The 19,855-nt window shown below is 72.8% G+C and carries 17 protein-coding genes; 7 read left to right on the top strand and 10 right to left on the bottom strand.

The window, feature by feature from the left end; all coding sequences use genetic code 11:
* Nucleotides 1–176: 176 nt before the first annotated feature.
* From AC0VYN_RS05915 to AC0VYN_RS05925, 3 genes are all read right to left on the bottom strand, one after another.
* Nucleotides 177–1,286, bottom strand: a complete 1,110-nt coding sequence (locus AC0VYN_RS05915; RefSeq protein WP_385459514.1) for a sensor histidine kinase — start codon at nt 1,284–1,286, stop codon at nt 177–179.
* On the bottom strand, nt 1,283–2,023 hold the full coding sequence (locus AC0VYN_RS05920) for a response regulator transcription factor (protein WP_475535068.1): 741 nt from the start codon (nt 2,021–2,023) through the stop codon (nt 1,283–1,285). The genes AC0VYN_RS05915 and AC0VYN_RS05920 overlap by 4 nt, the downstream gene beginning before the upstream one ends.
* Before the next feature lie 113 nt (nt 2,024–2,136).
* Complete coding sequence (locus AC0VYN_RS05925) at nt 2,137–2,826, bottom strand: spermine/spermidine synthase domain-containing protein (RefSeq protein WP_475535069.1); 690 nt, start codon at nt 2,824–2,826, stop codon at nt 2,137–2,139.
* A 183-nt stretch (nt 2,827–3,009) separates the two neighbouring features.
* On the opposite strand from AC0VYN_RS05925, the gene lon reads away from it, so the two are divergent.
* Nucleotides 3,010–5,433: an endopeptidase La gene (gene lon, locus AC0VYN_RS05930; RefSeq protein ID WP_475535070.1), complete on the top strand. Its 2,424-nt coding sequence runs from the start codon at nt 3,010–3,012 to the stop codon at nt 5,431–5,433.
* A 401-nt stretch (nt 5,434–5,834) separates the two neighbouring features.
* Here lon and AC0VYN_RS05935 read toward each other — a convergent pair whose 3' ends face one another.
* Nucleotides 5,835–6,653, bottom strand: coding sequence for a lysozyme (locus AC0VYN_RS05935; RefSeq protein ID WP_385459506.1), 819 nt, complete (start codon nt 6,651–6,653; stop codon nt 5,835–5,837).
* 240 nt (nt 6,654–6,893) lie between these two features.
* Between AC0VYN_RS05935 and AC0VYN_RS05940 the strand changes: the two genes are divergently transcribed.
* Nucleotides 6,894–7,388, top strand: coding sequence for a MarR family winged helix-turn-helix transcriptional regulator (locus AC0VYN_RS05940; RefSeq protein WP_475535071.1), 495 nt, complete (start codon nt 6,894–6,896; stop codon nt 7,386–7,388).
* Between the two features lie 88 nt (nt 7,389–7,476).
* Here AC0VYN_RS05940 and AC0VYN_RS05945 read toward each other — a convergent pair whose 3' ends face one another.
* Nucleotides 7,477–8,268 (bottom strand): protein phosphatase 2C domain-containing protein, encoded by a 792-nt coding sequence (locus AC0VYN_RS05945; RefSeq protein ID WP_475535072.1) that lies wholly within the window; start codon nt 8,266–8,268, stop codon nt 7,477–7,479.
* A gap of 441 nt (nt 8,269–8,709) precedes the next feature.
* Between AC0VYN_RS05945 and AC0VYN_RS05950 the strand changes: the two genes are divergently transcribed.
* From AC0VYN_RS05950 to AC0VYN_RS05970, 5 genes are read left to right on the top strand one after another with little or no spacing between them, the layout of a single operon-like run.
* Entirely contained in the window at nt 8,710–11,991 is a 3,282-nt protein-coding gene (locus AC0VYN_RS05950; protein WP_475535073.1) for a sensor histidine kinase, read from the top strand.
* Entirely contained in the window at nt 11,988–12,491 is a 504-nt protein-coding gene (locus AC0VYN_RS05955) for a roadblock/LC7 domain-containing protein (RefSeq protein ID WP_475535074.1), read from the top strand. The genes AC0VYN_RS05950 and AC0VYN_RS05955 overlap by 4 nt, the downstream gene beginning before the upstream one ends.
* On the top strand, nt 12,488–12,937 hold the full coding sequence (locus AC0VYN_RS05960) for a DUF742 domain-containing protein (protein ID WP_451693530.1): 450 nt from the start codon (nt 12,488–12,490) through the stop codon (nt 12,935–12,937). Before AC0VYN_RS05955 ends, AC0VYN_RS05960 begins: the two co-directional genes overlap by 4 nt.
* Nucleotides 12,918–13,559 carry a GTP-binding protein gene (locus AC0VYN_RS05965; RefSeq protein ID WP_385459494.1) on the top strand — a complete coding sequence of 214 codons (642 nt, stop codon included), beginning with the start codon at nt 12,918–12,920 and terminating at the stop codon, nt 13,557–13,559. The genes AC0VYN_RS05960 and AC0VYN_RS05965 overlap by 20 nt, the downstream gene beginning before the upstream one ends.
* Before the next feature lie 33 nt (nt 13,560–13,592).
* The gene (locus AC0VYN_RS05970; RefSeq protein WP_475535075.1) at nt 13,593–14,855 is read left to right on the top strand and encodes a styrene monooxygenase/indole monooxygenase family protein; all 1,263 of its coding nucleotides are present in this window, start codon (nt 13,593–13,595) and stop codon (nt 14,853–14,855) included.
* Here the strand turns inward: AC0VYN_RS05970 and AC0VYN_RS05975 are convergent.
* From AC0VYN_RS05975 to AC0VYN_RS05995, 5 genes are all read right to left on the bottom strand, one after another.
* Nucleotides 14,819–15,976 (bottom strand): C40 family peptidase, encoded by a 1,158-nt coding sequence (locus AC0VYN_RS05975; RefSeq protein WP_475535076.1) that lies wholly within the window; start codon nt 15,974–15,976, stop codon nt 14,819–14,821. The two genes, AC0VYN_RS05970 and AC0VYN_RS05975, sit on opposite strands and share 37 nt — an antisense overlap.
* Nucleotides 15,977–16,081: 105 nt before the next feature.
* Nucleotides 16,082–16,381 carry a hypothetical protein gene (locus AC0VYN_RS05980; RefSeq protein ID WP_475535077.1) on the bottom strand — a complete coding sequence of 100 codons (300 nt, stop codon included), beginning with the start codon at nt 16,379–16,381 and terminating at the stop codon, nt 16,082–16,084.
* Nucleotides 16,382–16,391: 10 nt separating this feature from the next.
* Nucleotides 16,392–17,045 carry a TetR/AcrR family transcriptional regulator gene (locus AC0VYN_RS05985; RefSeq protein ID WP_475535078.1) on the bottom strand — a complete coding sequence of 218 codons (654 nt, stop codon included), beginning with the start codon at nt 17,043–17,045 and terminating at the stop codon, nt 16,392–16,394.
* A gap of 276 nt (nt 17,046–17,321) precedes the next feature.
* Nucleotides 17,322–18,260, bottom strand: a complete 939-nt coding sequence (locus tag AC0VYN_RS05990; protein ID WP_475535079.1) for an AurF N-oxygenase family protein — start codon at nt 18,258–18,260, stop codon at nt 17,322–17,324.
* A 128-nt stretch (nt 18,261–18,388) separates the two neighbouring features.
* Nucleotides 18,389–19,846 carry a penicillin-binding transpeptidase domain-containing protein gene (locus AC0VYN_RS05995; RefSeq protein ID WP_475535080.1) on the bottom strand — a complete coding sequence of 486 codons (1,458 nt, stop codon included), beginning with the start codon at nt 19,844–19,846 and terminating at the stop codon, nt 18,389–18,391.
* Nucleotides 19,847–19,855 lie beyond the last annotated feature (9 nt).

Genomic DNA, 19,855 nt, shown 5'->3' on the forward strand with positions numbered 1-19,855 from the left:
GTCACATTGCAGACCGCGTTTCGGCGCTGGAAATGGCGGGAAACAAGCGAGGTTCTGTTGCGCGTGGGAAGGGGAGACCGGGGCCCGGCGCGGGGAAGTCGCGGGCCTGTGCCTGATCACACGTGTCCGTCAGCGCGAACGCCCGTGGATCTTGGTGCTCCGTTTCGAACCCTACGTCAACTCGACGCCGAGGGCAGGCCCGGAAGAGTGATGAGAATCCGGCACCCCCGCTCGGATTCGGCCACACCGATTCGGCCGCCGTGCAGATCCACCGCCCAGCGGGCGATCGCCAGGCCGAGTCCGGTGCCGCCGTCGCTGCCCGGACCGTGCGGCCGGGACACCGAACCCCGGTTGAACCGCTCGAACACGCGTCGCCATTCTGACCGCGGGATCCCGGGCCCCTCGTCCATGACCTCGAGCTCCAGGGACTCCGGCTGGGCCCCGCACCGCGCCCGGACCGTCACCCGGCCGTGCGGCGGGCTGTGCTTGACCGCGTTGTCGATGAGGTTGGCCACCACCTGGTGGATGCGCTCGGGATCGGCGTGGGCGGTCAGGTCGGACGGGAACACGTCGAGGGCGAGATGCACGTCGGTACGCGTGTGGCTGCCGGATCCGCTGGCGATGGCCGCGCGCGCCGAGGCGACCATGTTGGCCTCCTTCAGCACGCCCGACAGATAGGGCCACACCTCGAAGCGCCGCTTGCGCAGCGGTACGACGCCGTTGTCCAGGCGGGAGAGGTCCAGCAGCGTCTCCACCAGCCGGCCGAGCCGCTCCGTCTGCCGCAGCGCGGTCCGCATGGTCTCCGGGTCGGCCTCGGTGACGCCGTCGACGATGTTCTCCAGCACCGCGCGCAGGCCCGCGATGGGGGTGCGCAGCTCGTGCGAGACGTTCGCCACCAGCTCCTTGCGCTGGAGGTCCTGTGCCTCCAGGTCGTCGGCCATGCGGTTGATCGTGACGGCCAGGTCGCCCAGCTCGTCGCGGCGGTTCTCGCGCACCCGGCGCGTGTAGTCGCCGTGTGAGATGGACCGGGCCACGGCGTTCATCTCGTCCAGCGGCGCGGTCAGCGAGTGGGCCACGAACTGCGTGATCAGCAGCGTGGCGATCATCGAGAAGACCGTGATGAAGCGCAGCTCCGTCTTGGTGTGCACCGCGATCACCGACAGGCCGGTGGTGATCAGCACCGACGTGACGACCAGCGCACCCAGCTTGGTCTTGATCGAGAACGGGCGTACGCCGCCCCAGGGCTCCCCGGGGCTCCTCCGTGCGCCTTCCCGTCCTGAGCTCATGGCGTCGGCGTCTCCAGCGCGTAGCCCACGCCGTGCACGGTGCGGATGCGCTCGGCCCCGATCTTGCGGCGCAGCGCCTTGATGTGGCTGTCGACGGTCCGGGTGCCGGAGGCGTCCGCCCAGTCCCACACCTCGGCCAGCAGTTGCTCCCGCGAGAGCACCGCGCGCGGGGTGTTCGCCAGGCACACGAGCAGGTCGAACTCGGTGGGCGTCAGGTGGACGTCCTCGCTGCGCACCCGCACCCGGCGCTGGGCGTGGTCGATCTCCAGTTCGCCGAGGCGCAGGATGCCGCTGCGCGGCGTCGAGGCGGCCACGACGGCCCGCTCCACCCGGCGCAGCAGCACGTGCACGCGTGCGGCCAGCTCGCGCATCGAGAACGGCTTGGTCATGTAGTCGTCGGCGCCCACGCCGAGGCCGACCAGCATGTCCGTCTCGTCGTCGCGCGCGGTGAGCATCAGCACCGGCACCGGCCGCTGGGCCTGCACGCGGCGGCAGACCTCCAGGCCGTCGAAGCCGGGCAGCATGATGTCGAGGATGAGCAGGTCGGGCTGCCAGGCTTCGGCCGTGTCCACGGCCGCCGGGCCGTCACTCGCCGTTTGCACCAGGAACCCCTCGGCACGCAGGCGGGTGGCGATGGCCTCCATGATCGTCTGGTCGTCCTCGACCACCAGCACCCGGCGCTGTGCGCCCTGGGTGGCCGTCGCCGTGCCGTTGTGGGAGGTCTGTGTCTGCTCCATCGCCCGCCCCTGAGGTGTGCTTTCCGGAATCCGTGGGGTGATCCCATGACTGCGCTTGACGCTTGAATGATCCGCGTCAGGTCAGCAGCGTACGGGGAGGTGCCGCGCCTTTGCTATCCAGGCCCGATGCCGAGGTGGACGACGTCCGGAACGCCCCGGGCAACGGGGATCTCTTCGGTACGCACCTGCTGGAACCCGGCATTACGCAAGGTTTCTTCGAATTCCGGGGAGGGCTGGGCGGACCATACGGCGAGCACCCCGCCGGGTCTCAACACCCGTGCGCAGCCCGCCAGTCCGCCTGGTGAGTACAGCCCGTCGTTGCCCTCGGTGACGGTCCAGTCGGGGCCGTTGTCGATGTCGAGGCAGAGCGCGTCGTACGTGTCGGAAGTCTCATTGACGTAACCCACCAGGTCCGCCTCGACGATCGCCGTGCGCGGATCGGCCAGGGCCGTCGCCGACACCTCGGCCAGCGGTCCGGTGCGGTGCCAGTCGATGACGGCACGCTCGCGTTCGACGACCGCGATCCGGCCCCAGCGGGGGTCGGCGGCCGCGTGCACCAGTGAGAAGCCGACGCCGAGCCCGCCGATGAGGACGTGCGGTGCCGCCCGGCCGTCGAGCGCCTCGGCCGCCGCGTCCACGAGCCGGCGCTCCGAGCGCCCGTCGGAGGTGTCCATCAGGAAGCAGCCGTTCGCGATGATCTGCAGCAGCGCCCCGTGGCGGCGCAGGACGACCTCGCCGTACGGGCCCTCGCGACGGTCCAGAACTTCCGGGGTGTCGTGGGAGTCGTAAGAGGTGATGGGCATCGGCCCATCCTGGCATCACCGACCGGGGAATGACCGGTGCTCCGGGCGTGCTGAGGGGGCGTGAGGACGACTCGCGACGGGCGGCGTCCCTTGATCGCTCACAGCGAACAGCCCCCTGGGAACAATCGGCGGCTCCCGAGCATTGAGTCGGCATAACTCAACTTGACTGCCGAAGGGGAGATCATGGCTGCTGAGTCCGCTGCCTTCACACCGCTCACCCTGCCCGTGCTGCCGCTCGACGACGAGGTCGTGCTGCCGGGGATGGTCGTCCCCCTGGACCTGAGCGACTCCGACGTACGGGCCGCGGTGGAGGCCGCGCAGGCCGCCGCCAGGGACGAACCGGGCAAGCCCCGGGTCCTGCTGGTCCCGCGCATCGACGGCACCTACGCGAAGACCGGCGTCCTCGGCACGGTCGAGCAGGTCGGCCGCCTCGCCGACGGAGACCCGGGCGCGCTGATCCGCGGCCGGAGCCGGGTGAGCATCGGCGCCGGCACCACCGGCCCCGGCGCCGCGCTGTGGGTCGAGGGCACCCGTAGCGACGAGAGCGTGCCCGACCCGCTGCCCGGCCAGGTCGCCGAACTCGTCAAGGAGTACAAGGCCCTCGCCACCGCATGGCTGCGCAAGCGCGGCGCCTGGCAGGTCGTGGACCGGGTCCAGGCCATCGAGGACGTCTCCGCGCTCGCCGACAACTCCGGCTACTCGCCCTTCCTCACCACCGAGCAGAAGGTCGAGCTGCTGGAGACCACCGACCCGGTCGCCCGGCTGAAGCTCGCCACCCGGCAGCTGCGGGACCACCTCGCCGAGCAGGACGTGGCCGAGACGATCGCCAAGGACGTCCAGGAGGGCGTCGACAAGCAGCAGCGCGAGTTCCTGCTGCGCCGCCAGCTCGAAGCCGTCCGCAAGGAGCTGCGCGAGCTGAACGGGGAGCAGGAGGGTGAGGAGTCCGACGACTACCGCGCCCGCGTCGAGGCCGCCGACCTGCCGGAGAAGGTCCGCGAGGCCGCGCTGAAGGAGGTCGACAAGCTGGAGCGGTCCTCCGACCAGTCGCCCGAGGGCTCGTGGATCCGCACCTGGCTGGACACCGTCCTCGAGCTGCCGTGGAACGAGCGCACCGAGGACGCCTACGACATCCAGGGCGCCCAGGCCGTCCTGGACGCCGAGCACGCGGGCCTGCAGGACGTGAAGGAGCGGATCACCGAGTACCTGGCCGTGCGCAAGCGCCGCAGCGACCGCGGCCTCGGTGTCGTCGGCGGCCGGCGCGGCGGTGCCGTCCTGGCGCTGGTGGGCCCGCCCGGCGTGGGCAAGACGTCGCTCGGCGAGTCCGTCGCCCACGCGATGGGCCGCAAGTTCGTCCGCGTCGCCCTCGGCGGCGTCCGCGACGAGGCCGAGATCCGCGGCCACCGGCGCACGTACGTCGGGGCGCTGCCCGGCCGGATCGTGCGGGCGGTCAAGGAGGCCGGGTCCATGAACCCGGTCGTGCTCCTGGACGAGATCGACAAGGTGGGTTCCGACTTCCGGGGCGATCCGGCCGCGGCGCTGCTGGAGGTCCTCGACCCGGCCCAGAACCACACCTTCCGGGACCACTACCTGGAGGTCGAGCTCGACCTGTCCGACGTCGTCTTCCTCGCCACCGCCAACGTCCTGGAGGCCATCCCCGAGGCCCTGCTCGACCGCATGGAGCTGGTCCGCCTCGACGGGTACACCGAGGACGAGAAGGTCGTCATCGCCCGGGACCACCTGCTCCCGCGCCAGCTGGAGCGGGCCGGTCTGGACAAGGACGAGGTCACGATCGACGAGGGCGCGCTGCGCAGGCTGGCCGGCGAGTACACCCGCGAGGCGGGCGTGCGCACCCTGGAGCGGTCGATCGCGCGGCTGCTGCGCAAGGTGGCGGCCCAGCACGAGCTGGGGGAGCGGGAGCTGCCGTTCACCGTCGGCGACGGCGACCTGCGCGACCTCATCGGCCGGCCGCACCACGTGCCCGAGTCCGCCCAGGACCCGGCCGAGCGGCGCACCTCCGTGCCGGGCGTGGCCACCGGTCTCGCGGTCACCGGCGCGGGCGGCGACGTGCTGTACGTCGAGGCGTCGCTCGCCGACCCGAAGACGGGCGCGGCGGGTCTGACCCTGACCGGTCAGCTGGGCGACGTGATGAAGGAGTCCGCGCAGATCGCGCTGAGCTTCCTGCGCAGCCACGGCGCCGAGCTCGAACTGCCGGTGGCCGACCTGAAGGACCGGGGCGTGCACATCCACTTCCCGGCGGGCGCGGTCCCCAAGGACGGCCCGAGCGCCGGCGTCACGATGACCACGGCCCTCGCCTCGCTGCTGTCGGGCCGGCTGGTCCGCACCGACGTGGCGATGACCGGCGAGGTCTCGCTGACCGGCCGGGTCCTGCCGATCGGCGGGGTCAAGCAGAAGCTGCTCGCGGCGCACCGGGCGGGCGTCACCACGGTGATCATCCCCAAGCGCAACGAGCCCGACCTGGACGACGTCCCGGCGGAGGTGCTGGGCAAGCTCGACGTCCACACCGTCACCGACGTCCGCCAGGTCCTCGAACTGGCGCTGGCACCGGCCGTGAACGGTGCCGAGCCGGAGGTTCCGGTCGCGGCGTGACGGACGTGACCGGACGAGCGAGGGCCCGGGTACCCGCGAGGGAACCCGGGCCCCGCCCGTGAGCCGTCCGGCCGGCCGGGGGCGACCCCCGTGCCCCCGGCCGGGGGTGGTGTGGCGGTCAGCCGTTGGCGAGTGTCTGCACCCGGTCCAGGGCGCCGTTGCCGTGCTTGTCGGGGGCAACCCCCGTGCCCCCGGCCGGGGGTGGTGTGGCGGTCAGCCGTTGGCGAGTGTCTGCACCCGGTCCAGGGCGCCGTTGCCGTGCTTGTCGGGGGCAACCCCCGTGCCCCCGGCCGGGGTGGTGCGGCGGTCAGCCGTTGGCCAGTGCCTGCACCCGGTCCAGGGCGCCGTTGCCGTGCTTGTCGGGGGCAACCCCCGTGCCCCCGGCCGGGGTGGTGCGGCGGTCAGCCGTTGGCCAGTGCCTGCACCCGGTCCAGGGCGCCGTTGAACTTGTCGTGGTCCCCTACCGTCGGGCCGGACGAGGTGTACTGCCACATCGTGTAGTAGCCCCAGCCGGCCGGCAGCGTGCCCACCGAGGTGGCGTACCGGGCGATCCACAGCGGGTTGTTCGCGGCGAAGCCGCCGTAGTTGCCGGTGCACTGGGTCCACCAGCTCGTCGCCGTGTAGATGACGGCGTCCCGGCCGGTGCGGGCCTTGTACTGGTTCAGGAAGTCCCGGATCCAGGTCACCATCCCGCTCTGCGTCTTGCCGTAGCAGGCGGCCCCGTACGGGTTCCACTCGATGTCCAGCGCGCCCGGCAGCGTCTTGCCGTCCCGGGACCAGCCGCCGCCGTGGTCGACGAAGTAGTTGGCCTGGGTCGCGCCGCTCGTCGTGTCCGGGGTGGCGAAGTGGTACGAGCCGCGGATCATCCCGACGTTGTAGGAGCCGTTGTACTGCTGGGCGAAGTAGGGGTTCGTGTAGTACGTCCCTTCGGTCGCCTTGACGTAGGCCCACCTGACCCCGCTGTTCCACAGGGTCGACCAGGCGACGTTGCCCTGGTGTCCGGAGACGTCGACGCCCTCCGTCTGGGTGGCGTCGCCGGGGACGGGGGTGCCCTGTTGGCCGTCGTGGGCCAGGACGCCCATGCCCATGTGGGCGGAGCCGCGGGGCGGGACGTCGGCGGCCGACGAGGGCTGGGCGAGGAGGAGGGAGAGGGCGGCGAGCAGAATCCCGGTGGCGGCGAAACGCCGGCCGCGGGCCGATCCGGATCTGTGCACGAGCATGGACGTGCCTCCGATGGTTCGGTGGTGCTCGGTGGGGGACCGTGCGTGGGGAGAGACTCGTGAGTGGCGTGGGCATGCCATTCACGAGTCCGGTGAAGACGCTACGCACGTAGAACGGGGGGTGGGAAGAGGAGCCGGAAGCCGCCGTTGGTCTAAGCCTGCGAAATACTTGCCAAGCTGCGGCGATGGCGGCCCGTGGCGGAAACTTTCAGGAACGGGAAAATCGAGGCAGGGGCTGACGTGCACGAAGACGGAAACGGCGGCGGTCGCGAGGGCGAAGCCCGCCTGTCCGGAAGTGGTGTGAACCGGCCCCAGTTCCTGGCGCTGGAACGCGAACTGACCGTCCTGCTCCGGCGCGCCCGTGCCAACCAGGGCGAGATGGCCCGCGAGGTCCACCCCGACCTGGAGTCGTCCGCGTACGGCCTTCTCGTCCGGCTCGGCGAGTGCGGTGGGCAGCGCGCCACGGACCTGGCCGCCTACATCGGCGTGGGCAAGGCGACGATGTCCCGCCAACTGCGCGCCCTGGAGGAACTCGGCCTGGTCGCCCGTGAACCCGACCCCGCGGACGGCCGTGCCTGGCTGGTCACCCTGACCCCGGAGGGGCAGGAGCGGGTCGGCCGGGTGCGGGAGGCCCGCCGGGCGCGGTACGCCCGCCGCCTCGGCGACTGGGACCCGCGGGAAGTGGCCGAACTGGCCCGCCTGCTGCACGAACTGAACCGGGGGATGGAGAAGTAGCCCCCGCGGTCCGCCCCTTGGCGCCCCCTGGGGCCGGACCCTTCACGGGCTCGGGGCCTGCCCCTTCACGCGCCAGGGGTCGGACCCTTCACAACTCCGCGCACACCACCGTCGCGTCGTCGTGCGTCTTGCTGCGGCCGAGGAACTCCCGCGCCCCCGCCGCGTCCCCGCGCTCCAGCTCCCGCACCCGGTCCACCAGTGCCCGCCCGCCCTGCTTGCGCACCAGGGCGAGGCAGTCCGCCCAGTCGCCCTCCCGGAACGTCTCCACCCAGCGCGCGGCCCCGTCGGTCAGCGCCGCCAGCGTCCGCACCTCCTCGCGCGGCAGCGTCCCCGTCACCGCCCGCGCCGCCACCGCCGGGTCGGCCGCGGCCGTGAAGAACCCGCCCTCCCTGTTGCGGTAGTTCGCGTCCACGATCGCGTCCGTGGCCAGCGCCGAGCGCGGCAGGCGGGCCAGCCGGTCGTCCAGGAGCGCCGTGACCGTGCCGGCGGGCGTCTCCACCAGCAGGGCGGAGTCGGACAGCACCAGGTACTCGACCAGGTCGGGGGACCAGCGCGCCAGGACCACGGTTGCCTGCGGAGTGCGCGGGTGAGAAAGGTCACAGGTTCCCGCATGTGCCGCGGAGGTATGCGCGATGGCACGGGACAGGACGTCGGCGAGAGGAACATCCCCGAGTGAAACGGTCAGTTCGGTCAGCGCTCCGCCGAGCCGCGCGGTGAACCAGGGTACGGAATGCAGACACCCCGTCCCGGTCCTCGGCGGCGTCACGCCGTCCAGCACGACGAGCGCGCCGCCCTGTCCCGAGGCCGGTAGCGCGACGCTCGCGAAGTCCTCGTTGGGGCGGTCGGCGAGGCCAGGTTCCGAAACGAGTTCCGTACGCATCCGGCCAGTCTGCACGACCTCTTCACAGGGTCCGCAAAAGGCTGCCAACGTCCCCCGAAAACGACGCTGTCGCGCAGGTCAGCGGCCGGATTTGGGTTGGAATGCTGCACTCCGGGAACGCGTGGCGGCACATCCTGCCACCGTCCGTCGCAGACGTCCAACCGGCGCACTGTCCGAGCCCGCCGCACGAGCCGGCGGAACTTGCCCCTCAACTCCCGGTCGGGGTTCACTCCTTCGGGTGGCGGGTCAGGTGATGCACACCCACCGCCCACCGGCACTGGGATGGTCGGGAACCGGTGGGGGGCCTGCCCTGCTCACGCGGTCTCCCCGTCCGGCGCACGGTCGGCGGCGGGAGAGCAGCCCAGAGCTTGGGGAAGGGTGCACGCGCCGGCCGGCCAGTTGACGGAGCGCCACCCGGGCCCACGGGTACACGAGTCAGGAATGCGAGCACCGGTGCAGAAGACGCGGCCTCGTCGTACAGGCAAGCAGACGGCCCCCGCGGCAAGCGTGGAGCGAACCCCGGGCGCCCCCTCCACCCCGGCGGCCGAGGCGCCGCCCGTCGGCAAGGGCCGGCCCACCCACGTACGCAACCGGCTCATCGTCGCCGTGGCGGTCGTGGCCGCCGCCGTGGCCGCGGCCGGGGCCCCGTCGGTCGTGGCCGCCTCCGGACAACTGCACGACTCGCAGGACCTGGTGACGCTCGCCGAGCAGACGCAGGACGCGCTGGCCCTCGCCCACTCCCTCGCCGACGAGCGGGACGAGGTCACCCCCTACGTCGCCGCGGGCCGCCCCAAGTCCAAGGCCCCCTCCGAGCAGCGCAGCGCACGCGTCGACCGGCAGGTGGAGGAGCTGCTCGCCGACACCGACACGCCCGACTCCCTGCGCGAGGACCTCGACGCCATCGCCGCGCTGCGCCGTTCGGCGCTCACCGGCAAGAGCAGCGCCCTCCAGGCCCACGACGCCTACTCGGAGGCGATCGCCGGGCTGCACGCCCTGGCCGGGGAACTGGCCGAGCAGATGCCGCCCCGCGCGGGCGGCGGGGCCCACGCCCTCGCCGACCTGGACACCGCCGTCCAGCAGGCCGCCGCGACCCGGGGACTGCTGCTCGCGGCCCTCGGCGTGCCGAGCAGCACCGAGACCGTCATCGACCCGATCACCGGGCTGCCGACCGAGTCCGTCACCTCCTCGGACGCCGAGACCGAGCAGCGTGACGCCCTCAGCGCCGCCGCCCAGCAGGCCCGGGTGCGCTCCGACGCGGCCCTCGCCGACTTCCGCGAGGGGGCGCCCAAGGAGGCGCGGGACAGGTACGACGCCACGGTCACCGGGCCGGAGGTCAACTCCGCCGAGAAGTACCTCGCCGGCCTCACCGACCGGCCCACCCTCTCCGACGACGACCTCGGCACCTCCGTCAAGAAGCTGGACGCCGCGCTCTCCGCCCGCGTCGACGCCATGCGCGGGGCCGAGTCCGCCCTGTACGAGAAGCGCACCACGGCGCTTGAGCAGCTGCGCGACGACGACGTGACCGCGCTGGAGATCCGGATCGCCGCCCTCGGCGCCCTGATCCTGCTCGCCCTCGGCATCGCCACCGCCATGGCCCGCACCCTCACCCGCCCGCTCTCCGTGCTGCGCCGCGGCTCGGCCCGGCTCGCCGGCGCGGCGGACCCCACCGTCGAGGAGCCGGTCGCCTTCACCGGCCGCAACGACGAGTTCGCCCAGGTCGTCCGCTCGGTCAACGCCCTGCACGCGCACGCCGCCACGCTCGCCGAGCGCGTCAACACGCTGGAGGCCGACCGCAAGCACCTCGTCGGCCAGCGGCAGAAGATGGCCGACGCGCGTGAGGAACTGCGCGCCGAACTCGCCGAGTCCGCCGCCCAGCTCGACGTCGTCCGCAAGAGCATCGGCGGCACCTTCGTCAACCTCGCGCTGCGCACCCTCGGCCTGGTCGAGCGGCAACTCGCCGTCATCGAGAGCCTGGAGGACCGCGAGCAGGACCCGGACCGCCTCGCCACCCTGTTCAAGCTCGACCACTTCGCCACGGTGATGCGCCGGCACAGCGAGAACCTCCTCGTGCTCGCCGGCACCGAGCACATCCAGCACAGCGCCGGTCCGGTGCCGCTGGTCGACGTGGTCCGGGCCGCGGTCAGCGAGATCGAGCGGTACGAACGGGTCCGCATCGCCACGCTGCCGCCCCACGCGCACGTGGCCGGCTTCGCCGCCGACGACCTCTCCCACCTGCTCGCCGAGCTGATGGAGAACGCCACCTCCTTCTCGCCGCCGGACCTGCCCGTCGAGGTGTCCGGCTGGCTGCTGGAGAACGGCGAGGTGATGCTCTCCGTCCAGGACGAGGGCATCGGCATGGCCACCGAGCGCCTCCAGCGGCTCAACGCCCGCCTCACCGACTTCGACCCGGAGGCGCCCTACGACCAGGAGGGCGAGGACGGCCTCGGGCTCGGCCTGTACGTGGTGGCCCGGCTCGCCCACCGGCACGGGGCGCGTGTGCGGCTGCGGGAGCAGAAGCAGGGCGGCGTCGCGGCCGTCGTGGTGCTGCCGAGCACGCTGCTCGCGGCGGCGCCCCCGGCGGCCCTCGCCCCAGCCGCGCCGGTGGCCGACGGCACGGGCTCCTTCACCCTGCCGGGCGCGGGCGCGGAGGCCAACTCCAACGTCCTTTCCGGCCGCGCGGAGAAGAAGGCACGGCCGGACACCGACCCGCTCGTGGCCTCGGCGGAGGAGGCCGTACGCCGCGCCGAGGCGGAGGCCGCGGCGGAACCGGCGGCGGACGCCGCGGAGACCGCTGCACCTACGGAGCGGGGCCCCGCGGTGACCGAGCCGGCCCCGGCGTCGGGTACCCACCCGCAGGAGCGCGCCGACGAGACCCCGGAGAGCGGTGGGACCGCGGAGACCGGCCGGGCCGGCGAGACCGCGGAGTCCGGCGAGCAGCGGGAGCCTCTCGTGACGCCGGAGGTCCCCGAGACGCGGGAGACTCCCGAGACGCGGCAGGCCACCGAGTCGCCGGAGGCTTCCCGGACGCCGGAGACTCCCGGGACGCCGGAGGCCCCCGGGACGCCGGAGGCCCCCGTGGCCGAGGGCACGACCGGCGTCAGGGACTTCCCGGACGACACCACGATGGAACTCCTGCTCCCGGTCCAGGCCCAGGCCCCCGCGCCGACCCCGCCCCCGCCGCCGGCCCCCGCGCCGGACCCGCGGGAGGCATCCGCACCGGAGGGGACTTCCGCACCGCAGGAGACCCCCGCACCGCAGGCGGCTCCAGCGCCGGAGAGGACACCCGCCCCGCAGGAGCGCCCCGCCCCGGAGAGGACACCCGCCCCGGAGGCCCCTGCACCGCCGGAGGCCCCCGCACCGCAGGAGCGTCCCGCGCCGGAGCGCCCCGCTCCCGCCGATCCGTACGCCATCGGCCCCGACGTCCACGAACGCACCGCGGACGAGGGCGCCGAGCCGGACGGTGACCCCATCACCGCCAAGGGGCTGCCCAAGCGGACCCCGAAGCTCAGCACACCCGCCGCGGTCCCACGGCCGCGCACGGCGGGTTCCGTCGACGCCGAGGCGCTGCGCCGCCGTCTGGGAGGGTTCCGCCGGGGGGCGGAGGCCGGACGGCGCGACGTCGAGGCGGAGATCTCCGAACGGACGGAGCAGCACCAGGCGCCGACCGCCGCGGGGACAACAGAAGAAGCCACGGGGGGCACTGTCGAGGAGGCAAGCAGTTGACCGCTCCCAGTACCTACGGACTGAGTCGTGAGGCCCGTAACCTGCACTGGCTGCTGACCAACCTCGTCGAGGAGGTCCCCGGCATCGAGTCCGTCGCCGTGGTCTCCTCCGACGGCCTGCTCCTGCTCTCCTCCGACCAGGACAGGAACGAAGCGGCCCGGGTGGCACGGGGCGAGCGGCGCACCGGCCCGCGCGGCTCCGCCGCCGACCTCGCCACGGTCGTCTCCGGCGTGGGCAGCCTGACCATCGGCGCCGCCCGGCTGATGGACTTCGGCAACGTGAAGCACACGATGGTCGCCATGGACGAGGGCAGCCTGTTCGTGATGTCGATCAGCGACGGCTCGCTGCTCGGCGTGCACGGCGCCGCTGACTGCGACATGAGCGTCATCGCGTACCACATGGCGCTGTTCGTCGGCCGCGCCGGCCATGTCCTGACCCCCGAACTCCGCAGCGAACTGCGGCAGTCCCTGGAGTCCGAGTCGACGGAGAGCGTCCGATGAGCAGTGGCCCCGGCAGCAACCCGAGGCATCCGCAGGGCCTCCCCGTGCGCGGCGCGGACCGCAAGTCCGCCCGTGTACGCCCCTACTCGCTCACCGGCGGCCGGACCCGCTTCGGCCACGTCCTGCTCGTCGAGACGTTCGTCGGCGCCACCGCGGGCACCGCCGCGCTCGAAGCCGCCGAGGAGCGCAAGGAACTGACGAACGGCGGCCTCACCTCCCGCGTGATGCCGGAGATGAGGGCCATCGTCGAACTGTGCCGCCGCATGCGTACGGTGGCCGAGATCGCCGCGCTGCTGAAGATGCCGCTCGGCGTGGTCCGCGTGCTCATCAGCGACCTGGCGGACCAGGGAAAGATCCGTGTGTACGGCACCGGAACCGGCCACGGAACCGGCCGCCCGGACCGCGCTCTGCTCGAAAGGGTGCTCAGTGGACTCCGTCGTCTCTGACGCCGCCGCCTACGGCGTCTCCCCCCTCGTCGACCCGGACGAGAACGTACAGTCCTGGCAGACGGACCGCACCCGTGCGCCGATCGCCACGAAGATCGTCGTGGCGGGCGGCTTCGGCGTGGGCAAGACCACGCTGGTCACCGCCGTCTCGGAGATCACGCCCCTGCAGACCGAGGCGCTGATGACCCAGGCGAGCGAGGACACCGACGACCTCACCGCCACCCCGGACAAGCTCACCACCACCGTGGCCATGGACTTCGGCCGCATCACGCTCGACGACGACCTGGTGCTCTACCTGTTCGGCACGCCGGGCCAGCAGCGGTTCTGGTTCATGTGGGACGACCTGGTGCGCGGCGCGATCGGCGCCGTCGTCATGGCCGACACCCGCCGCCTGAGGGACTGCTTCCCGGCGCTGGACTACTTCGAGAGCTGCGGACTGCCGTACGTCGTCGCGGTGAACCACTTCGACGGCAGCGAGCGGTTCGACGCGGAGGACGTGCGGGAGGCGTTGACGATCCCGGCGCACATACCTGTAATGATCATGGATGCGCGCCGCCGGATCTCGGCCATCGAGACCCTCTTGTCCCTCGTGGGCCACGCGCTCGACGAAACCCCCGAGTAGTCCCCGAGCAGTCCCCTTAGGAGCGTCCCCCGCATGCGGAAGATACTCGTCGTCGGAGCCGGCCAGTCCGGCCTCCAACTCGCCCTCGGCCTCCAGTCGCACGGCTACGAGGTCACCCTGATGTCCAACCGGACCGCGGACGAGATCCGCAACGGCCGGGTCATGTCGACGCAGTGCATGTTCCACACGGCACTCCAGCACGAGCGCGATCTCCAGCTGAACTTCTGGGAGTCCCAGGCCCCGAAGATCGAGGGGCTCGGTGTCTCGGTGGCGGCGCCCGGCTCCTTCGACCCGGGCCCGTCCCAGCGGGCGATCGACTGGCTGGGCCGGCTCGACGGCTACGCGCAGTCCGTCGACCAGCGGGTGAAGATGGCCGGCTGGATGGAGACCTTCGCGCAGCGCGGCGGCCAGCTCGTCATCCACGGCGTGGCCGTCGGTGACCTGGACTACTTCTCCCGCGCCTACGACCTCGTCCTCGTCTCGGCCGGCAAGGGCGAGCTGGTGCAGATGTTCGGCCGGGACGCCTCCCGCTCCCCGTACACCGAGCCGCAGCGCGCCCTCGCCGTCGCCTACGTCCACGGACTGGGCCCGCGTCCGGAGCACCCGGACACGGAGGCCGTCCGCTGCAACCTGGTGCCGGGCGTCGGCGAGATGTTCATCATGCCGACCGTCACCACCTCCGGCCGCGCCGACATCCTGTTCTGGGAGGGCATACCCGGCGGTCCGCTCGACGCCTTCAAGGACGTGAAGGACCCCTCGGAGCACCTCTCCCTGACCCTGGAACTCATGGAGAAGTTCCTCCCCTGGGAGTACGCGCGGGCCACCAAGGTCGAACTGACCGACGCGGGCGGCACCCTCGCCGGCCGCTACGCCCCCACCGTCCGCAACCCCATCGGCCGTCTCCCCGGCGGCGGCGCGGTCCTCGGTGTCGCCGACGTGGTCGTCGCCAACGACCCGATCACCGGCCAGGGCTCCAACTCGGCCTCCAAGTGCGCCGCCTCCTACCTCGCCTCGATCCTGGAGCACGGGGACAAGGAGTTCGACGAGGTCTGGATGCGGCAGACCTTCGACCGCTACTGGGAGACGGCCCAGCACGTCACCAAGTGGACGAACGCCATGCTCGCCCCGCCGCCGGAGCACGTCCTGAACCTGATCGGCGCGGCCGGTCAGCTCCAGCCGGTCGCCGACCGCTTCGCCAACGGCTTCAACGACCCGGCGGACTTCGAGAACTTCTTCTTCGACCCGCAGAAGACGGAGGCCTACCTGATGGAGGTCTCCGGAGCGGCCGGCGCGTAGGCCGCGGCGTATCCCTCGTCGGATCCGGCCGTCGCCCCCTCGGGGAGCTCCGGAGGCGTGTACCGCCGCAGGGGCTCCCCGCCGGGGTCGGGCCGTACGGCGCCCAGCACCGGGTTGGCCGCGATCGGCGACACCTTGACCTCGGCACCGGGCCGCGGCGCCTGGACGACCATGCCGTCGCCGAGGTACATCGCCACATGGGTGGCCTCGGGGAAGTACACGACGAGGTCACCGGGCCGCAGCCCGTCCAGCGGGACGTGCTCCAGCCGCGCCCACTGCTCCTGGCTGGTCCGCGGGATCGGCGTTCCGGCCCGCTGCCAGGCCACGGAGGTCAGCCCCGAGCAGTCGTACGACGCCGGGCCCTCCGCGCCCCACTCGTACGGCTTCCCGAGCTGCTCCACCGCGAAGCGCACCGCCCGGTCGCCCTCCGCGGTCGGCCTGCCGTCGTCGCCGAGCGCACCGGACGCCATGAACCGTTCCTGGGCCTCGGCGATGCCGTCCTCCTCGACGGCGGCCAGCTCGGCCAGCTGTGCGGCGCTGAGCGAGGCGAGCAGTTCCTCGACTGCGTGGAGCCGGGTGCGTACGCCGTCCCGCTCCCTCTTCTGCCGGGCGGCGAGGGCGACCTGCTCGTCGAGGGCCTCGCGGGCCCGGCGCGCCAGGTCGTCGGTCTTCCTCTCGTGGCCGGCCAGGCGGCCCACCGTCTCGGCCCGATCCCGGGCCAGCTGCCCGATCACGTGCCCCTGGTCGAGGGCGTGCTGCGGATCGCGGGCCAGCAGCAGCCGCAGGTAGGGGGAGAGGTCACCGCCGTTCCGGTACTGCTGCCGGGCCAGCCGGCCCGCCGCGCCGCGGCCGTCGCGCAGGGACAGCCGAGCCCGGGCCAGCTCGGTCTCCAGCCGCTGCACCTTCGCGCGCTGCCGGGTCAGCTTCTCCTCGGTGCCGTTGAAGGCCTCCGTGGCCTTCTCGGCCTCCCGGTAAAGCCCCTGAAATTCCGTCAGCAGCTCGGCCACGGACGGCCGGCCGGGCGCGGGCGGCACGGGTTCCGCCACCGCGGGCACGGGCGCGAACACGATCCCCGCCGTCATCGCCGCCGTACAGGCCAGACGGAGAAACCTTCCTGACACGCTGTCACCTCCGGTGCGGCGGAACCTTCGTCCGCTCCGCACCGCGAGCATCGGGCCGGTTCCCGCGGCGCGCGCGCCGGATGTGCGCGGTTCGGCGCAATGCCGTCACCCGTCGGCGTCGTCCGGCTTGCCGCCCGGCGTGGCGTCCGGCCGGGACCACGGCCAGCGCCGGCGGGGACCCTTGTCGCCCTCGGGGTCGTAGGCGTACTTCCAGCGGGCGAAACCGATCGTCCGCCGGTCCGAGCGGGGCACGCGCCGGTACACGAGCACGGTGGGCGGCCCGCCGTCCGGGGCGGGGACGGGGATGCGGTACGTCTTCGGCGGGTGCCCGGTGGGGCCGACCAGCACGGGCAGCACCCGCCCGTCCATGGGGCCGCCCTCGAAGGGGGTGTCTTCGCTCTTCACGGCACCAGTGTCAGACATCCTCCGCCAGCGCCTCGACCAGCGCCGCGGTCTGCGGGTCGCGCCGCGCGGTGACCGACAGCATGGCCAGGAACTGCTCCACGAGCCAGTCCCGCAGCTCGTCGAGGGGCGGCTGCTTCTCCTCGTCCAGCCAGATCAGCGAGGCCGCCTCCACCGCGGTGATCCACATCCGCACGGTCATCCGCAGCCGGGGGCCGGGGTCGACGGCCTCGAGGTGGCTCATGATGTGCTCGGCGGCGGCCCGGCGCACGCCGTCCACGATGGCCGACGTCCGGGAGGTCTCGGCCACGCTGCCGCCCCGCAGCAGGGCGCTGAAGCCGGTGTCGTGCTGGTCGACGAAGGCCAGGTAGCGGTCCAGGGCGCGGGACAGCCGGGTCAGCAGGGGTCCCTCGCGGGGTTCGTCGAAGCACAGCCGCAGCTCGTCGGCGGCCGACCTGAGGGCGGCCTCGTAGAGCTGCTGCTTGCCGCCGGGGAAGTACCGGTACACCAGCGGGCGCGAGACCCCGGCCTGCTCCGCGACGTCGTCCAGGGACACCTCCTCCGGCGGCCGGTGCGCGAAGAGGGCGAGCGCGGCGTCGAGCAGCTGACCGCGGCGCTCCTCGACGCTGAGCCGGCGGTAGGCGGGGGTGGGGGCCTGCGGGGTCATGGACCGCAGCGTAATCGCTCCGCCGGGTGAGGCCGGGGGCGTTCGAACGGGGGCGTTCGAAAATGCGCCGTGGGCGCGGTGCACGGGTGGGTGACGCGGCCCCGCGTGACGGGGTGCCTCCCCCACTCTCGCCTTCGCTCGAGCGGGGGGACCCCCACCGCCCACCCGTGCCGCCCCTGGGGGTACCTCCCAGGCCGTTCAGGCCCTGGGGGAGGCACGACTGCCCGCGGCACGGGCGATGGACGGTGGCGGCACGACTGCCCGCGGCTGCTGAGGTCAGGCCAGGAGGCCCGAGGACTTCCACAGGCGGCGGCCCGTGCCGCGCAGGACGCCGATGTCGTCCAGGAAGTCGGTCAGGCGCTTCGCGCCGGTCTGCATGATCTCCCGGCGGTGGCCGCTGGCCTGGACCTGGGCCACGGCCTCCCGCTTGTCCAGGCCGACGTTCGTGTAGACCTCGGGGTTGACGAAGGCCTTGGAGAAGACGCGGGCGAACTCGCCGGAGGTGACCCGGGTGAACTCCTGCGACCACTTCGGGGCCGTCACCATCTGGCGGCGCAGCTCCTCACGGGCGTAGCGCACGTGGCGGGCCTCCTCCACGACGTGGATGCGCGTGACCCCGCGGATCAGCGGCTGGATCCGCTCGTCCGGGAAGGTCAGCCGCTGCATCCAGTCCAGGACCTCCTCGCCGAGCAGCGTGGCGGTGAAGGAGCCGGGCGTGGTGGAGATCGTCTTGAACAGGCGGCCCAGGTGCTGGTGGACCGGGCTGACCGGGTACCACGGGGTCTCACCGCGGGAGATCAGCCGGGCGAACATCTTGGAGTGCCGGCACTCGTCCTCGATCTCCGTCAGCGCGTAGCGCACGTGGGCGCTCGTCGCGGACTTGTCGTAGATGTGCCGCACCAGGAGCTGCATGAGGATCAGCTCGAACCAGATGCCCAGCGAGGCGAGCGCCGCGGACTCGTGCTGGGAGAGCAGGATGCGCTGCTCCTCGCTCATCCGCTTCCACATCGGGGTGTCGTACAGCGACACGAGCTCCGGGGGCCAGAACCACTTGCCCTCCTCGAAGGGCGCGTCCCAGTCCAGCTCCTTGTCCGGGTCGAAGGAGTGCTTGGCGGACGAGTCGAGGAGCCGTTCGGCCACCTGCTCCCGGTCCTTGAGCAGGCCGAGCGCGTCGCGCAGACCGTCGAGCGCGTCGGCTTCCGTCAGGGTCGTCATGGCTGTCCCACCTCATCGTGTTACCCGCGGTCACTCACTCGTCTTATGAGACTGCCTGTCAGCAAGCTCGTCAATCCCCTGGACGGGACTTGTTGACCGCGGGTAAAGAAATGAGGGGCGCCGGGGTCTCAGCCGTAGAGCACGGCCTCCATCACCGACCGGGCGATCGGCGCCGCCAGCCCGCCCCCGCTGATCTCCTCACGGCCGCCGGGGGTGCCCTCCACGACCACCGCCACCGCGACCTGCGGCTCCGGGTCCCCGTCGTCCTGCGCCCAGGAGACGAACCAGGCGTACGGAGTGCCCGAGTTGCCGACGCCGTGCTGGGCGGTGCCGGTCTTGCCGCCGACCGTGGCCCCCGGGATCGCCGCGTTCGCGCCGGTGCCGTCCTCCACCACGCCGGTCATCAGCTCCTTCAGCCGCCGGGCCGTAGACGGCCGCATCGCCTCCCGGGCGGGCCGCGACCCGGCCGTCGCCACCAGGCTGCCGCCGGCCCTCACCGTCCGCTCCACCAGGTACGGCGACCGCACCTGCCCGCCGTTGGCCACGGCCGCCGCCACCATCGCCATCTGGAGCGGGGTGGCCCGCGTGTTGTACTGGCCGATCGACGACAGCCCGAGCTGGGCCCGGTCCACCGAGGTGTCGAAGGTGCTCCGCGCCACCGAGAAGGGGACCCGCAGCCCGTCGTCGTTGAAACCGAACGCCTCCGCCGTGGCCGCCATGTCCGCCACGCCCACGTCCACGCCGAGCTTGGCGAACACCGTGTTGCAGGACCACTCGAAGGCCTCCCGCAGCGAGGCGTCCCGGCATCCCTCGCCCTCGTTCGTCAGCCGGGTCCGCGTTCCGGGCAGCGTGTAGGGGTCGGGGGAGCGGGTCGGCGCGTCCAGGTCCCGGACCACGCCCGCGTCCAGCGCCGCCGCCGCGGTGACCACCTTGAACGTCGAACCCGGCGGATAGGTCCGGCGCACCGCCCGGTTGAGCATCGGCTTGTCCGGGTCACCGTTCAGCCGCTCCCAGGTCCGGGTGGCGGCCGCGTTGTTGCCGGAGAGCAGCTGGGGGTCGTACGACGGGGTGGACACGAGCGCCAGGATCCGCCCGGTCGACGGCTCGACGGCGGCCACCGCCCCCTTGCGTCCGTCCAGCCCCTCGAACGCCGCCTGCTGCGCGGCCCCGTCGATCGTCGTCACCACGTCGCCGCCCGCGTTGCGGCCGCCCGTGACGTCGTTCCACAGCGGGAGCGGCGCGAGCATCGGGTCGGCGCCGGACAGCAGGCCGTCCTCGGCGTGCTCCAGCAGCGTCGTCCCGTACTCCTGGGAGGCGAAGCCGGTGATCGGGGCGTACATCGGCCCGTTGGCGTACGTCCGTTCGAAGCGCAGGTGCTCGCCGGTGTCCCGGGACCCGGTGACGGGCTCGCCGCCGACGAGGATGTCGCCGCGCGGCTGCTGGTAACGCGCGATGTCCGGGCGGCGGTTGGCCGGGTTGTCGTCGTACTCCGGCGCCTGGACGATCTGCACGCGGGCGGCGTTCACCACCAGCGCGACCAGCAGCAGGGCGCAGAAGGCGGCGGCGTGCCGGATGTGCCGGGTCACCGCGGCCCC

The sequence above is a fragment of the Streptomyces sp. 63XJN7_1_ISO-PGPR-S23-121 genome, from assembly GCF_056173025.1.

Excerpts from the sequence above, each read along its gene's own strand:
- AC0VYN_RS05915 (WP_385459514.1), bottom strand. The coding sequence starts at position 1,286 with ATGAGCTCAGGACGGGAAGGCGCACGGAGGAGCCCCGGGGAGCCCTGG.
- AC0VYN_RS05920 (WP_475535068.1), bottom strand. The coding sequence starts at position 2,023 with ATGGAGCAGACACAGACCTCCCACAACGGCACGGCGACGGCCACCCAG.
- AC0VYN_RS05925 (WP_475535069.1), bottom strand. The coding sequence starts at position 2,826 with ATGCCCATCACCTCTTACGACTCCCACGACACCCCGGAAGTTCTGGAC.
- AC0VYN_RS05950 (WP_475535073.1), top strand. The coding sequence starts at position 8,710 with ATGCGAGCACCGGTGCAGAAGACGCGGCCTCGTCGTACAGGCAAGCAG.
- AC0VYN_RS05970 (WP_475535075.1), top strand. The coding sequence starts at position 13,593 with ATGCGGAAGATACTCGTCGTCGGAGCCGGCCAGTCCGGCCTCCAACTC.
- lon (WP_475535070.1), top strand. The coding sequence starts at position 3,010 with ATGGCTGCTGAGTCCGCTGCCTTCACACCGCTCACCCTGCCCGTGCTG.
- AC0VYN_RS05985 (WP_475535078.1), bottom strand. The coding sequence starts at position 17,045 with ATGACCCCGCAGGCCCCCACCCCCGCCTACCGCCGGCTCAGCGTCGAG.
- AC0VYN_RS05945 (WP_475535072.1), bottom strand. The coding sequence starts at position 8,268 with ATGCGTACGGAACTCGTTTCGGAACCTGGCCTCGCCGACCGCCCCAAC.
- AC0VYN_RS05960 (WP_451693530.1), top strand. The coding sequence starts at position 12,488 with ATGAGCAGTGGCCCCGGCAGCAACCCGAGGCATCCGCAGGGCCTCCCC.
- AC0VYN_RS05990 (WP_475535079.1), bottom strand. The coding sequence starts at position 18,260 with ATGACGACCCTGACGGAAGCCGACGCGCTCGACGGTCTGCGCGACGCG.
- AC0VYN_RS05935 (WP_385459506.1), bottom strand. The coding sequence starts at position 6,653 with ATGCTCGTGCACAGATCCGGATCGGCCCGCGGCCGGCGTTTCGCCGCC.